The sequence below is a fragment of the Variovorax sp. R-27 genome, assembly GCF_049913215.1.
Classification (GTDB): domain Bacteria; phylum Pseudomonadota; class Gammaproteobacteria; order Burkholderiales; family Burkholderiaceae_C; genus Variovorax.
In genome coordinates this window covers 2,345,178-2,359,134 of the sequence record NZ_CP183984.1, presented here as the reverse complement: position 1 = coordinate 2,359,134, position 13,957 = coordinate 2,345,178, and the positions used below count along the sequence as shown (strand labels likewise).

Here is a 13,957-nt window from a genome sequence, read left to right as displayed (position 1 = left end):
CGCGGCGCGGCAAGGAAAACAAAAAAGGAGACATCACCATGCGACTTTCATTTCTTGCGCCCCTCGTGGCCGCCTTCGCGCTGGCGGGCGCATGTGCGCCCGCCGCATCCGCCACCTACCCGGAAAAGCCGATCCGCATCCTTGTCGGATTTCCCGCCGGAAGCACCGGGGACCTGATCGTGCGCATCCTCGGGCCGCGCATGGGGCAGGCCCTGGGCCAGCCCGTGATCGTCGAGAACCGGCCGGGCGCGGGCAGCAGCATCGCCGCCGAAGCCGTGGCCCATGCCGCACCCGATGGCCACACGCTGCTGCTGAGCACCACCGCGAATGTCATCAACCCCAGCCTGTATCCGAATCTCCGCTTCAGTTTCGTCAAGGACCTGACGCCGGTGACGCTGCTCGCCGAAGCGCCCGCGCTGCTGATCGCGCGCGCCGACCTGCCCGCCCGCACGGTCAAGGAACTGGTTGCCGCGGCGTCCGAAGCGCCCGGCAAGTTCAGCTACGGCTCTTCGGGCAATGGCACCTTCACGCACCTCTACGGCGAGCTGTTCAACCAGTCGGCCCAGGTGCGCCTGACGCACGTGCCCTACAAGGGAGGCGCCCAGGCGCTGACCGACGTCATGGCCGGCCGGGTGGACCTGGCCTTCACGCCGGCAGCGCCGGTGATGGCGCAGGTCACCGCCGAAAAGGTCAAGGCGCTGGCGGTCATCGGCCGGCATCGCCTTGCCGCCCTGCCGCAGGTGCCGACCTTTGCGGAAGCCGGCATCGCCGGCTTCGACTCGGCACTCTGGTTCGGCCTGCATGCGCCCGCGGGCACGCCGGGCGCGGTCGTCGAACGGCTGTCTTCCGAACTGCAGAAAGTGCTTGCCGACCCCGAGGTCCGCCGGCAGCTGAGCGACCAGACCGTCGAGGCCGTCGCCAGCACACCGGCCCAGTTCGCGAGCACCATCGCGAGCGAATCGTCGAAGTGGGCCAAGGTGATCGGCACCGCGGGCATCAAGATCGACTGACACGGCACGCCCGCACGGGCAAAGGAGAACGCACATGACTCTGGGCCACGAAATCCGGGGCAGCGGCCCCCAGCGGGTGATGGTCCTGCACGGCTGGTTCGGCGACCACGGCGTATGGGCGCCGACCTATCCGCTGCTGGACGGGAAAGCCTTCACGTATGCCTTTCCCGACTACCGCGGTTACGGCGCCTCCCGCGCCATCGGGGGCGAGCACACGATCGCGGAGATTGCCGCCGACAGCCTCGAACTCGCCGACCGGCTGGGGTGGGGGCGCTTCAGCCTGCTCGGCCATTCCATGGGCGGCATGGTGGCGCAGCGAGTGGCAATCGATGCGCCCGACCGCATACAGGCCGCCGTGTGCGTGACGCCGGTGCCGGCTTCCGGCGTGCCGCTGCCGGCGGAGGTCGCGGCGCTGTTCGCATCGGCGGGCAGGAGCGACGAGGCGGCACTCGGCGTGATCGAGAGCTCGCTGGGCTCGCGCCTGACGCCTGCACTGGCCCGCTCGATCCTGGCCCACCAGCGCAGCACCTCCGAGCCCGTCGCCTTCGAGGACTACTTCGGCGCATTCTCGAAAACCGATTTCTCCGACAGGGCTGCGGGGCTGCGCGCGCCGCTGATGGTGCTGGTGGGCGAGCACGACGGGGGCGTGTCTTCCGACTTCGTGCAAGCCACCTTCCCCCGCATGTACCCGCACGCGCAGATCGAGACGCTGCCGAATGCCGGCCACTACCCGATGCTCGAAACGCCGGCGTATCTCGTGACGCGGGTCGAAGCCTTCCTGCGGCAGCACGGCGGCGGCTGAAGAAGCAGCCAGCCGCCTCAGGTCTTGCGCTTGCGCAGCAGCACCTCCACCGACTGCGTGGCACTGCGCAGCATCTCGGCCACCTGCTCGATGCGCCGCTGGCTCAGCCGCTGCGACAGGGCGGCAACGCTCAGCGCGCCCACGGCCTGCCCCATCGAATCCCTGAAGGGCACGCCGACCGCCTTGACGCCCAGGCTCACACGGTTCTGGATCACCGCGGCGCCCATGGCGCGCGTCTGCAAACAGGCCTGCGCCAGATCCTGCGGCGACAACTTTCCGAAGGCCGCCAGGCTCGGCCCCACCCTTTCGATGATGTGGGCCCGCTCTTCGTCGTCGATGGCCGACAGGATCGCGAGCCCGCCGGCGCCCACGCCCAGCGGGCGCCGGCTGCCGACCTCGAGCACCAGCGCGCGGACGGGAAAGGCCCCCTCGCGGCGGTGCATGCAGACCGCATCGAAGCTGCTGCGCACGACCAGGTAGACGGTGTCGCCCGTCTCCTGCGCCAGCGTGCCCATCGCAGGGTCGCACAGGTCGCGGATGTCGTGCATGGTCGAGCCGGCCACACCCAGTTCGAATGCCAGGGGCCCGAGCTTGTAGCGCCGGAGCTCATCGTTGAAGACCGCCAGTCGTTCCGCGGCCAGCTGCCCCAGGATGCGATGCACCGATGGATGCGGGATCTGCGATTTCTCGGACAGCTCGGTCAGCGCCAACCCGCGAGGGCCAGCGGTGGCCAGCAATTTGAGAATCACCACGCCTCGTTTCAGCGAGCCTGCATCGGAGGGTGTTTTCATGTTCGATTGATGGACAAACGACTGGTTTGAAGTGAGTCATTAGAAAACAATTCCCGCTGGAGCCATAGCGGCGCCCCGTCTATCGGACACCACTCTTGCCGAACGGCGAGACGAGCGACGGAACCCAACGATCAAGGGCAGTCATGAAAAAGCACAGGGCGCTTTGCGGGAGGTTTCGATGAGCACGATGCAGGAATGCGCTCTGGCGCTGAAAGACAGGGTCGCCGTCGTCACCGGCGGCAGCAGCGGCATCGGCGCCGCCTGCGTGCGCGCACTGGCGGACGCTGGAGCGACGGTCGTCATCGGCTACAACGAAGGCGCGGAGCGTGCACAGGCACTGCGCGCCGAACTGCCAGGCGATGGCCACAGCACGCTGCGGATTCCGCTGACCGACAGCGCGGCGCACGCCGCCACGGCGGACACCCTGCATCGCAGCTTCGGCCGCGTCGACGTGCTCGTGAATTCCGCCGGCTTCACGCAGCGCATTGCGCACGGCGACCTGGATGCGCTGGCGCCGGCGCTGTTCGACGAAATACTCGCAGCCAACGTCGGCGGCCCGTATGCCATCACGCGTGCGCTCATGCCGCTGCTGAGTGCGTCCACCGATGCGGTCGTCGTCAACGTGTCTTCCGTGTCCGCCTTCACGGGCCTGGGCAGCAACATCGCCTACTGCGCGGCCAAGGCGGCGCTCGACACCATGACCGTGTCGATGGCAAGAGCCTTCGGCCCCGTGCGCTTCGTCAGCGTTTCGCCCGCAGCGGTCGACACCGATTTCGTTCGCGGCCGCAACCGCGACGACCTGCTCAAGAAGGCGGCCGCCACGCCGCTCGGGCGCATCGTCACGCCGCAGGACGTGGCGCTCGCCGTGCTGGCCTGCGTGACGCACCTGCGCACGGCCACGGGCACGCGGATCGTCATCGACGGAGGGCACAGCCTGTGACCGCCGGACCCGACACGACCGCCCGCATGCTCGTGGAGCAACGCACCTACACCACCCACCCCGGCCAGTGGCGGGCCTACCTGTCGCTGTACGAGGCCAAGGGCCTGGCGATCCAGCGCCGCATCCTCGGCCGCATGGTTGGCTACTACCGCACCGAAACCGGCCCGCTCAACCAGGTGATCCACATGTGGGCCTACGTGGACATGAACGAGCGCGCCGAGCGGCGGGAGCTCCTGATGGCCGACCCGGCATGGAAGGCCTACGTGGTGGAAATGCTTCCGCTGCTGCAGAGCCAGGAATCGAAGATCCTGCTTCCGGCGCCCTTCTTCACGCCCCGGTGGCAGGACTGACGACCGCATCGATCCGGAACAAAGGATGGAGACACCATGACAACGCTCGACTACCAGAGCGGATTCGGCAACCAGTTCGCCAGCGAGGCGCTTCCGGGCGCCCTGCCCGTCGGGCACAACTCGCCGCAGCAGGCGCCGCTGGGCCTGTATGCCGAGCTGCTGTCGGGCACGGCCTTCACGGCGCCGCGCGACCACAACCGGCGCACCTGGATGTACAGGAGGCGCCCCAGCGCCATGCACGAGGCCTTCGCGCGCATCGACGACGGCAACTGGCGCAGCGGACCATTCACCGAAGCGGAAACACCGGCCAACCGGCTGCGCTGGAACCCCTGGCCGATGCCAGCCGGGGACGCGGACTTCGTCGACGGCATGCTGACCATCGCCGGCAACGGCGACCCGCACGCGCAGACAGGCTCGGCAGTGCATGTCTATCGCGCGAACCGCTCGATGGACGGGCGCTACCTCGCGAACTCCGACGGCGAACTGCTGATCGTGCCGCAGCATGGCGCGCTGCTGCTCCATACCGAACTGGGCCGCCTGCACGTCGCCCCTGGCGAGATCGCGCTGGTGCCACGGGGCATGCGGTTTCGCGTCGCGCTGCAGGAGGGCGAGGCGCGGGGCTATGTCTGCGAGAACTACGGTGCGCCCTTTCGCCTGCCGGAACTGGGGCCGATCGGGTCGAACGGGCTGGCCAATGCACGCGACTTCCTGGCGCCCATGGCGGCCTTCGAGGAAGACGCCGGCCCCGTGCGCATCGTCAACAAGTTCATGGGCCACCTCTGGGAAGGCACGCAGGCCGGCACGCCGCTGAACGTGGTCGCGTGGCACGGCAACCTGACTCCCTGCAAGTACGACCTGGCGCGGTTCATGGCCATCGGCACGATCAGCTTCGACCATCCCGATCCGTCGATCTACACGGTGCTGACCTCCGGCACCGACACGCCCGGCGTTGCCAACTGCGATTTCGTGATCTTCCCGCCGCGCTGGCTGGTGGCGGAAGACACCTTCCGCCCGCCCTGGTTCCACCGCAACGTGATGAGCGAACTGATGGGGCTGGTGCGCGGCGTGTACGACGCGAAGGCCGAAGGCTTCGTGCCCGGCGGCGTGAGCCTGCACAACTGCATGCTGCCGCACGGGCCGGACGCCGCCACCTTCGAGCGGGCAAGCACGGCCGAACTCAAGCCGCACCGCCTCGACAACACGCTGGCCTTCATGTTCGAGAGCCGCCACGTGTTCCGGCCCACGGCGCAAGCGCTTGGAGCCGCCAATCTGCAGCCGGACTATGACGTGGTATGGCACGGGTTCAGGGCCGCCAGGGCCTGACGGAAAGAGACAACGACCATGACCGCTTTCACCCGGCGCGACTTCGTCGTCGCCACCGCCTCCGCACTCGCGCTGCAGCCCCCGGCTCGCGCGCAGAGCGACTACCCCAGCCACCCGATACAGCTTTGCCACGGATTCGGTGCAGGCGGCAACGCCGATGTCGTCTCGCGCCTGCTCGCGCAGAAGATGCAGGAGACGCTGAAGCAGCCCGTGGTCGTCGATATCAAGAGCGGCGCGGGCGGCCTGATCGCCACGGACTTCGTGGCCAAGGCCCGGCCCGATGGCTACAACATCGTCATGCTCACCGGCGCGCACACGGTGTCGGCCGCGCTGCGCAAGACGTTGCCCTACGAACCGGTGAAGGACTTCGCATTCGTCTCGACCGTGACGAGCTTTCCCTTCGTCATCGCTGTGCGCGCGGAGCATCCGGCCAGGAATCTCGCGGAACTGCTCGCCACTGCGCGGCAGGCGCCGGAGCGGGTCACATTCACTTCCGTGGGCGTGGGCTCGACGCAGCACATGGTCGGGGAACTGCTGGGCGTCAGCGCCGGCGTCAGGCTGCTGCACGTGCCCTATCGCGGCGGCGGCGCACCGGTGCAGGCGGTGATCGCGGGCGACGTCGACATCCTGGCGGACACGCTGACCGTTGCAACGCCGCACATCCAGTCGGGCCGGCTGCGTGCGCTGGCGGTCACCAGCGCACAACCCTGGCCGTCGATGCCGGAGGTGCCTGCCGTCGCGAGCGTGCTGAAGGGCTTCGAGATCCGCTCCTGGCTGGGACTCGCGGCGCCCGGTGGCACGCCGCCGCAGGCAATCGAGCGCCTTGATCGCAGCGTGCGAGCGGCGCTCGGCGACCCGGGCGTCAAGGCAACGCTGGCATCACTGGGCAGCGAACCCGCGCCCTCTTCGCCCGTCCAGATGAAGTCGATGATCGAACGCGAGATCAAGCGCTGGAGCGAGGTCGTCGCCCAGGCCGGGATTCCCCGGCAATAAGCCTCAGGCAGCGACCGCCATGCGGCCGCGCGCCATGCCCAGCCGCGCGGGCGAGACGTACTGCTCGCGGTAGATCTCGAAGGGCATGGTGTCGGCCGCCTCGATGCGCTTCTGCTCCTGGATCGACTCGGCAGTCATCTGCTCGAACTCGGCCTGTCGCGCGGCCGAGAACGGCAGGCCCAGCAGCGCGGCGCGGGTCTGCTCGGACTGGGCACGCACGAAGCCGATGAAGGAGTTGCCGTGGTCTTTCTCGATGGCCGCGAGCACGCGGGCGGAGGGCAGGCTGTCGGGGTTCTGCAGCGCGGCCCTCGCGGCGCGCACCGCATCGGCATGCGCCGTGCCGCCCTGCGCCGCGTCGAGCGCGGCGGCAATGGGCAGGCACTGCTCGACCAGTTCCAGGCCCCAGTCGGCCAGCGCCACTTCGCGTCCGTCGCGCTGCAGCTTCAGGCCCGGCTCGCGGCCGCGCGCGGCCGTGAGGTGCTGGTTGTGCGCGAGGTCGGCTATTTCCTGCGGCGTGTCGTCGGGGCTGTCGCTCAGCAGGCAGTGCAGTAGGAACACGTCGATGAAGCGCATGGTCTGCGCGTTGATGCCGACGGTCTCGAAGGGGTCGAGGTCCATCAGGCGCACTTCGACGTATTCCACGCCGCGCTCGCGCAGCGCATGCAGCGGGCGCTCGCCGGGGTTGATCACGCGCTTGGGGCGGATGGTGCCGTAGAACTCGTTCTCGATCTGCAGCAGGCTGGTGCCCAGCTGGTTGTAGTCGCCGCCGAGGTTGCGGATGCCGATGGATTCGTAGGCCGGCCACGGGCGCGTGAGCGCGTCCTGCAGCGAGGCGCCGTAGCCGTCGAGGCTGTTGTAGCTCACGGCCAGCGAGGCCTGCGCGTCGCTCTGGTAGCCCAGGCGGCCCATGCGCAGCGAGGTGCCGTGCGGCATGAACATGCTGCCGTCGCCCAGCGGCTGCAGCTCGTGCGGGCGGCCCGCCACAAAGCTCGAACACAGGGCCGGCGAGGCGCCGAACAGGTACAGCAGCAGGAAGGCCTGGCGACGGAAATTGCGGATCAGCGCGAAATACTGTTCGCTCGACACGTCGGGCAGCGACCAGTTGTAGTGAATGCCCGAGATGGTCTGCATGCGGCGGCCATAGCGGTGGCTCAGGCCCATGCGGTAGACGCTCTTGGCGCGGCCCACGTTCGACGAGCCGTAGCGGCCGATCGGAATGGTCTCGTCGGTCGGCAGACCGCAGGGCATGCTCGACACCCACAGGCGCTCGTCGCCCAGGCCGTCGAGCACCCGGTAGGTGAACTGGTGCACCCGCGTGAGCTCTTCGAGCGCCGATTCGACGTTCGCGTGCACGCCCGTGATGAGTTCGAGCTGCGATTCGCTGAAGTCGGTCGTGATGTGCGGATGCGTGAGCGCGGAGCCCAGGGCCACGGGATGCGGCGTCAGCGCGAGCTTGCCGTCCGGCAGAGCGCGCAGGCTTTCCTTCTCGATGCCACGTCGCATGCCCTGGAGGCGTGCGGCTGAAAGTGCACCCAACCTCTCCAGCAATCTGTTGCTCATATTGTTATGACCCATCAATCTTCTGAGGGGCTGGAAGGTAGCACGGGCACGCGGGCATTGCTCGTGCAGGGAATCCCGAGGCAGGCTACCCTGTGGTTCGCTATGTTTTTGATAGCTACCTGCATAGACGATGCGCCAGTGAACGGCCCCGATGGCTGGTGAATTTCAGGCCTTGGCGCGGCCCGCCGACAGGTCGATCTCGTCCGACTGGTAGACGTGTATCTCCGGCGTGCCGTCGGCCATGGCCGCCAGCGCCTTGCCGAAGGCGCGCGAGGCGTCCACGCGAAAGTGCGTCTGCAGCGCGGCCATGTCGCTCCAGCGCTCCACGAAGGTCAGTCGCAGCGGGTCCTGCACGTCGGTCGTGACTTCATGCGAAATGCAGCCGGCTTCGGTGCGCGAGCGCAGCACGTGCTCGGTGCTGATGGCGAGCATAGCCTGCAGGGTGTCGGGCTTTGCCAGGGCGTGTCCGATGACCAGGATCATTTTCTTGTCTCCTTCGACGAAGTTCAGCCGAGCACCCGCAGCAGGAAGCGGTTGAGGTCGGCGATTTCTTCCATGCACACCGAGTGCGCCATCGTGTATTCGTGCCACTCGACGGTATAGCCCAAGGCGGCCAGCGCGTCGCGCGAGCGCATCGCCGCGGCAAGGGGCACCACGGGGTCTTGCCGGCCATGGGCGAGGAACACGGGCGTTTCGTGGTTGGCCGCGTGGCGTTCGGCCGCCGTGGTGGCCGCGATCGGCAGGTAGCCGGAGAGGCCGACGATGCCGGCCAGCCGCTCGGTGTGGCGCAGGCCGGTCATGAGCGCCATCGCGCAGCCCTGCGAGAAGCCTGCCACCACGATGCGCTCGGCGGCGATGCCGCGGGCCTTTTCACTGGCGATGATCGCCTCGATGGTCGCCTGCGAGCGGCGCAGTCCGGCCTCGTCTTCCTGCGCAGCCAGGTCGGGCAAGGCGATGTCGTACCAGGCCGGCATCTGGTAGCCGCCGTTGATGGTCACGGGCATGACCGGCGCATTGGGGAACACGAAGCGCACCGGGCCCACGGCAGAGAGCTCGAGTTCGTTGGCAATGGGCACGAAGTCGTTGCCGTCGGCGCCGAGGCCGTGCATCACGATCACCGTGGCGGTGGGGTTGGGGGCGGTTTCGATCTCGATGGGAGGACGGGACATGGTCGGGCAAAGGTATTCAGGAACGCGGATGACCGCACCTTAGCGCATCCGGGGCCTGCCCAAGGCACGGAAACGGCCGGTTGGCTGACTTGCACATCGTTGCGATGTGCCACCGTGCGGTTGCCCGGGCAGGCGACTGTCTGACTGTCTGTTACTCGGCCTTGATGCCCACGGCCTTCACGATCTGCGCATAGCGCTCGTATTCGGCCGCCACCTGCGTCTGGAACTGCCGTTGCGGATGGCCCGTGGCCTCGATGCCCTGTACCGCGAGTTCTGCACGGGCGGCCGGAGCCTGAACGATGCGCCCCGCCTCCGCCGCGATGGCGTCGAGCACCGGCTGCGGCGTGCGCGCCGGCGCGAACAGCCCGAACCATGTGCCCGAGCGGTAGCCCGCATAGCTTTCGCTCACGGTCGGCACTTCGGGCAGCAGCGCATGGCGCCTCTCGCCGCTGGTGCCCAGCGCCACCAGCCGGCCGCTGCGGATGTGCGGCAGCGCGGGGCCGACCGCGATGAACATCACGTCGACCTGCCCCGCGATCACGTCCTGCATGCCCAGCGGGCCGCCGCGGTAAGGGATGTGCGTGACGTAGATGCCGGCCTTCTGCTTCAGCAGCTCCATGCTCAGCTGCTGCGGGCTGCCGTTGCCGGCCGAGGCGTAGTTGATGCGCCCAGGATGCGCCTTGGCCGCGCGAACGAAGTCGGCCACCGTGTGGAAGCCGGTCTTCGGGTTGGCGACCAGCACGAAGTCGATCTGCCCGAGCGACACCACCGGCACCAGGTCGCGTCGGGCGTCATAGGGCAATCCGGCCTGGATGTTGGGGAGGATGGTGATGGGGCCGTCCGCGCCCACCAGCAGCGAGTAGCCGTCGGGCTGTGCCTTGGCCAGCCCATCGGCGGCCAGGATGCCGGCCGCGCCGGCGCGGTTGTCGACAACCACCGGCTGCTTCCATTGCTCCGACAGGCGCTGCGCCAGGTAGCGCGCCAGCACGTCGGGCGAACTTCCGGGCGTGTTCGCGACCGTGATGTGCACGGGCTTCGACGGGTAGGCCGCCGCCGGTTGCGCCTGCGCGGCCACGGTCAACGAAGCGCAGGCCCACAGGGCAAGGACCGGCTTGAGCAGCTTCGACAGGAAATGGGCACGCATGGCGAACTTTCGGTTGCAGGAGGCAAAGCGCGCGATTCTGTCGCGCCCTCGCCCGCAAGCGAACGACCCATTTGTCAGATGCTTAGGCTGGTTCCGGCATATGCAGCGAGCCGAACTCTCCCAGCTGCCGGTAGAAGGCATCGACCTGCTGCTGCGCCCCCTCGCGCATCGCCGCATTGCGCCGCGCGCAGCTCTCGGCATCTTCCATCGCCCCCGCCTCGCCCACCTTGCGCGAGGCATCCTGCACGAAGCGGCACATCGGGGAGCGGCGTTCGCCGAAAGCGCGCAGCGTGGCGTCGGCGATGCCGTGCCGCGCGAGCATGTCGGCCAGCACCACCGCGTCTTCCACCGCCATAGCCCCGCCCTGCCCCATGAAGGGCGTCGAGGCATGCGCCGCATCGCCTATCAGCAGCACGCGGCCCGCGTGCCAGGGCAGCGGCGTGTGCACCTCCTCGACGGCCGTGTAGAGCACTTCGGAATCCGCGCCTAACTGGTCCAGAAACTGCCGCGCCGGGCCGCCGAACTCGGCGAAGCGCTCGCGCATCTGCCCTGGCCAGGTCTCCTTCGGATACCAGCGGCCGGCGAGCTCGCTGACCGTGCCGAAGATGTAGAGCCTGTCGTGGCTGATCGGCATGATGCCCAGCCGCTTGCCGACGCCCATCATCATGATCTTGGCGTCCAGCGCACGCGGCCGCTCGTGCACGCTGCGCCAGACGCCGAAGCCGGTGTAGCGCGGTGCGACGGGGCCGGCGACGGCCTCACGCACCTGCGAGCGGATGCCGTCTGCGCCAATGACGAGGTCGAAGCGCTGTGCCGTGCCGTCCGAAAACATGACCTCCGCGCGATCGCTGCCGCCGGGCGAATCGATCTCCGCGACCGTCGTCGCCAGCCGTATCTCCACGCCCAACGCATCGAGCCGCGCGGCCAGGATGCGGTGCATCTCCGCGCGCCTGATGCCCACGATGGGCGCCGAGCCGCCGCTGGAGCGCGGATAGAACACATCGACGATGGGCTCGCCGTGGTGGTCGAGGTAGACATTGCGGCCGTCCTCGATGGCGAAGCCCGCTTCGAGGATGCCGGGCAGAACACCGACCTTGCGCAGCGCCTCGAGCCCGTTGCCATAGATGAAGATGCCCGAGCTCTGGAAGCGCCACTCGGCCTGCTTCTCGACCAGCGTGACGCGAAAGCCCTTGCCGGCCAACGAGATGGCGGCCGAGCAGCCCGCGATGCCCGCGCCGACGATCAATACCCTTGCTGCCTGTGTCATGCCGTGCTCACAGCTGCGTCCGCACGGACCACAGCTCGGGAAAGAATCGGTGATCGACCACGCTGCGCAGCCAACCCACGCCGGCCGAACCGCCCGTGCCCGGCTTGAAGCCCAGGATGCGTTCGACCGACACGAAATGCCGCCAGCGGTACTGCGAGAACACATCGGCGATGTCCATCAGCGCCTCGCCCAGCCGGTATAGGTCGTTCTCCGGCGTCGGATCGCCATACACCCACAGCCACGCCGCCTCGACGCCCGGGTTCGGCACATAGGGCTCTGACCAGTCGCGCGCCAGCGCCCCGGGCGGCACGGCGATGTCGCGGCGGTGCAGCAGCGCCAGCACGTCGTCGTACAGGCTCGGTGAATTCAGCGCGCGCTCCATGTAGGGCCACACGTCGGGGTTGTTCGCATGCGCGCGCGCCAGCGGAATCGACTTGTTGCCGAGGATGAATTCAACGTGCCGGTACATGTACGACTGCTGCCCCGAGGCAATGCCCAGCGTGTTGCGGAACTGGTTGAACTCGTGCGGCGTGATGGTCGAGAGCACGTCCCAGGTCTTGCCAAGGAATTCGAGCAGCGCGCGCACGCGCGGCACCAGTTGCAGCGCATCGGCCACGTCGTCGCCCCGGATGCGCGCCTGCATGTTGGCCAGCTCGTAGTGGATGGCCTTGAAGCTCAACTCCTTGCAGTGCGTGATGCACATGAAGACCATCTCGTCGTGGCCTTCGCTGCGCATGTGCTGCAGGCTCAGCAGCAGGTCGTTGCGCTGGTGCTCCAGGTAGGGGTTGCTGCTGCCTTCGAAGGCCACCAGTGGCTCACCATCGGTGTTTTGCACGGTGGCCGCGCGCTGTTGGTTGTCGCCGGTGGCGATGGGCTTCACCAGCGACAGCTCGAGCGCGGGGTTGCGCACTTCGGGAATGACTCTTTTGCGTGGGGTTGCCATGCGCCGATTGTTCGACCCGCACGCCGCCGCCTCAACCTCCGGCAGGCCGGATTTGGGCACCGACCGTCCGGGACGGCAGATTCAGTCGGATTCGGGTCCGCCCTGCTGGCGGGCGTACGCGCTCGGGGTCATGCCCGTCCAGCGCTGGAAGGCGCGCGAGAACGCCTTCTCCGACGCATAGCCGACCGCCTCGGCCACTTGGTGCAGGCTCAGCTGCCGGTTCTTGAGTTTCTCGGCCGCCAGCGTCATGCGGTACGAGCCCAGGTAATGCATGGGCGTGACGCCCACGAGCGCGCGAAAGCGCTCGCTGAAGATGGTGCGCGACAGGTAGCTGGCCTGCGCCAGCGTGGCAACCGACCACGGATGCTCGGGCCGCTCGTGCATCAGCGACATCGCACGGGCAATGCTTTCGTCGTCCAGCCCGCGCAGCCTGCCGACCTGCCCCGTCTGGCTCTGCGCCTGCGGCTGGGCATAGAGGTGCTCGCACAGGATGTGCACCAGCAGCAGGTCGGCCATGCGCGCCGCCGACAGCTGCCAGCCCGGGCGCTGGGCCACGGTTTCGTTCACCAGCGATTCCATGGCCTGCGCCAGCGAGGCGGTGGTGGGAATCTGCGCCTGCCGAAGCACGATCAGCGACGGCAGGCTGCCGATGATCGAGCCCAGGCCCTGTGCGGGCATCCACAGGTGCAACGAGAACAGCTCGGTGACCGGGCCGCCGCCGCCATGCGAGAACACGATGGGGTGGTCGCCGTGCCGGCCGATCGAATGCGCCTCGATCAGCTCGCGGAAAGGCATCGCATCGAGCCCCGGCACGGACGACACGGTGTGCGCCCCGCCCTGCGGCAGCATCGCGATGTCGTGCGGCGCCACCTGCACCGGCTCGGCGCCGCCCACTGCAATCCAGTAGGGTGCGCCGGTGCACATGCGGATCAGCGGACCGGCCACGCCGGTCGAATGCAGCGCCCAAGGAGCAGAGAGCGAAAACCGCGCAGTCACCGCCCTTTCTGACCTGTACGTCGCAAGCACATGGCTGAGTACGTCGCCGCCCCGCTCTGTGTCCATGCTGTTCGTGCCGCCCGGTGGTGTGTCTCGATGGCGGCGATTATCTGGCATGCCAGGCGGGCGATTGCGCCCCGCGCTACCCAAGGCGCCCCGGGATGCAACACAATGGCGTTTCGCAAGAAGACCGCATGAAGACAACGACCTCTCACCCGAAGCCCCCTCGCGCCGCCCCGTTCGACAGCGAAACGCTGCTTCGCGACAACGGCCTGCGCGTCACGCGCGCCGCGCAGACCGTGCTCGAACTGATCGAACACAGCTCGCAACCCCTGACGCACGAAGAAGTGGCCTCGGCCTACACCGCCGCCACCGGCGAAACGCCCGACCGCGTGACGGTCTACCGCGTGCTCGACCGGCTGGTCGAGGCCGGCCTGTGCGACCGCCGCGTGGGCCCCGACCGCGTCAACCGCTTCTCGCGCCATGTGGAGGCAGAGTCGGGCAACACCTTCGAGTGCGACCAGTGCCACAAGGTGCTGGCGCTGCCGTCCGACCCGGAACTGCCGAAGGTGATGGGCCGGCTGGGGCGGGCCTTGCGCAAGCAGGGCATCGACACCCGCCACACTGCGCTGACCCTCCACGGCACCTGCGGCGACTGCGCCCGCTAGG

At 68.3% G+C, this 13,957-nt stretch carries 15 protein-coding genes; 7 read left to right on the top strand and 8 right to left on the bottom strand.

Annotation, left to right across the window (positions count from 1 at the left end; all coding sequences use genetic code 11):
* Positions 1 to 38: 38 nt before the first annotated feature.
* Together ACN9MV_RS10910 and ACN9MV_RS10905 are read left to right on the top strand one after the other, a co-directional pair.
* Complete coding sequence (locus tag ACN9MV_RS10910) at positions 39 to 1,010, top strand: tripartite tricarboxylate transporter substrate binding protein (RefSeq protein WP_426392171.1); 972 nt, start codon at positions 39 to 41, stop codon at positions 1,008 to 1,010.
* Between the two features lie 34 nt (positions 1,011 to 1,044).
* Positions 1,045 to 1,812, top strand: a complete 768-nt coding sequence (locus ACN9MV_RS10905; protein WP_093059137.1) for an alpha/beta fold hydrolase — start codon at positions 1,045 to 1,047, stop codon at positions 1,810 to 1,812.
* A 17-nt stretch (positions 1,813 to 1,829) separates the two neighbouring features.
* Here ACN9MV_RS10905 and ACN9MV_RS10900 read toward each other — a convergent pair whose 3' ends face one another.
* A complete protein-coding gene (locus ACN9MV_RS10900; protein ID WP_093059136.1) occupies positions 1,830 to 2,603 on the bottom strand; it encodes an IclR family transcriptional regulator in 774 nt (257 codons plus the stop codon).
* Positions 2,604 to 2,781: 178 nt separating this feature from the next.
* On the opposite strand from ACN9MV_RS10900, the gene ACN9MV_RS10895 reads away from it, so the two are divergent.
* From ACN9MV_RS10895 to ACN9MV_RS10880, 4 genes are read left to right on the top strand one after another with little or no spacing between them, the layout of a single operon-like run.
* Positions 2,782 to 3,543, top strand: a complete 762-nt coding sequence (locus tag ACN9MV_RS10895) for an SDR family NAD(P)-dependent oxidoreductase (protein WP_426392169.1) — start codon at positions 2,782 to 2,784, stop codon at positions 3,541 to 3,543.
* Entirely contained in the window at positions 3,540 to 3,893 is a 354-nt protein-coding gene (locus tag ACN9MV_RS10890; protein ID WP_256329654.1) for an NIPSNAP family protein, read from the top strand. The genes ACN9MV_RS10895 and ACN9MV_RS10890 overlap by 4 nt, the downstream gene beginning before the upstream one ends.
* A gap of 36 nt (positions 3,894 to 3,929) precedes the next feature.
* On the top strand, positions 3,930 to 5,216 hold the full coding sequence (gene hmgA / locus ACN9MV_RS10885) for a homogentisate 1,2-dioxygenase (RefSeq protein ID WP_426392166.1): 1,287 nt from the start codon (positions 3,930 to 3,932) through the stop codon (positions 5,214 to 5,216).
* Positions 5,217 to 5,234: 18 nt separating this feature from the next.
* Positions 5,235 to 6,209, top strand: a complete 975-nt coding sequence (locus ACN9MV_RS10880) for a Bug family tripartite tricarboxylate transporter substrate binding protein (RefSeq protein WP_426392165.1) — start codon at positions 5,235 to 5,237, stop codon at positions 6,207 to 6,209.
* A 3-nt stretch (positions 6,210 to 6,212) separates the two neighbouring features.
* On the opposite strand, the gene gshA is transcribed toward ACN9MV_RS10880, so the two are convergent.
* From gshA to ACN9MV_RS10845, 7 genes are all read right to left on the bottom strand, one after another.
* Entirely contained in the window at positions 6,213 to 7,769 is a 1,557-nt protein-coding gene (gene gshA, locus ACN9MV_RS10875; RefSeq protein WP_093078736.1) for a glutamate--cysteine ligase, read from the bottom strand.
* A gap of 165 nt (positions 7,770 to 7,934) precedes the next feature.
* Positions 7,935 to 8,252, bottom strand: coding sequence for a putative quinol monooxygenase (locus ACN9MV_RS10870; protein ID WP_093059133.1), 318 nt, complete (start codon positions 8,250 to 8,252; stop codon positions 7,935 to 7,937).
* Positions 8,253 to 8,275: 23 nt separating this feature from the next.
* A complete protein-coding gene (locus tag ACN9MV_RS10865; RefSeq protein WP_093059132.1) occupies positions 8,276 to 8,938 on the bottom strand; it encodes an alpha/beta hydrolase in 663 nt (220 codons plus the stop codon).
* 151 nt (positions 8,939 to 9,089) lie between these two features.
* Positions 9,090 to 10,082, bottom strand: a complete 993-nt coding sequence (locus ACN9MV_RS10860; RefSeq protein ID WP_426392162.1) for a Bug family tripartite tricarboxylate transporter substrate binding protein — start codon at positions 10,080 to 10,082, stop codon at positions 9,090 to 9,092.
* 82 nt (positions 10,083 to 10,164) lie between these two features.
* Positions 10,165 to 11,349 (bottom strand): FAD-dependent oxidoreductase, encoded by a 1,185-nt coding sequence (locus ACN9MV_RS10855; protein ID WP_426392161.1) that lies wholly within the window; start codon positions 11,347 to 11,349, stop codon positions 10,165 to 10,167.
* A gap of 7 nt (positions 11,350 to 11,356) precedes the next feature.
* Positions 11,357 to 12,292, bottom strand: a complete 936-nt coding sequence (locus ACN9MV_RS10850) for a tryptophan 2,3-dioxygenase (protein ID WP_426392159.1) — start codon at positions 12,290 to 12,292, stop codon at positions 11,357 to 11,359.
* Positions 12,293 to 12,373: 81 nt separating this feature from the next.
* A complete protein-coding gene (locus tag ACN9MV_RS10845) occupies positions 12,374 to 13,288 on the bottom strand; it encodes a cupin domain-containing protein (protein WP_426392158.1) in 915 nt (304 codons plus the stop codon).
* A gap of 194 nt (positions 13,289 to 13,482) precedes the next feature.
* Between ACN9MV_RS10845 and ACN9MV_RS10840 the strand changes: the two genes are divergently transcribed.
* Complete coding sequence (locus ACN9MV_RS10840; RefSeq protein ID WP_093177992.1) at positions 13,483 to 13,956, top strand: Fur family transcriptional regulator; 474 nt, start codon at positions 13,483 to 13,485, stop codon at positions 13,954 to 13,956.
* Position 13,957 lies beyond the last annotated feature (1 nt).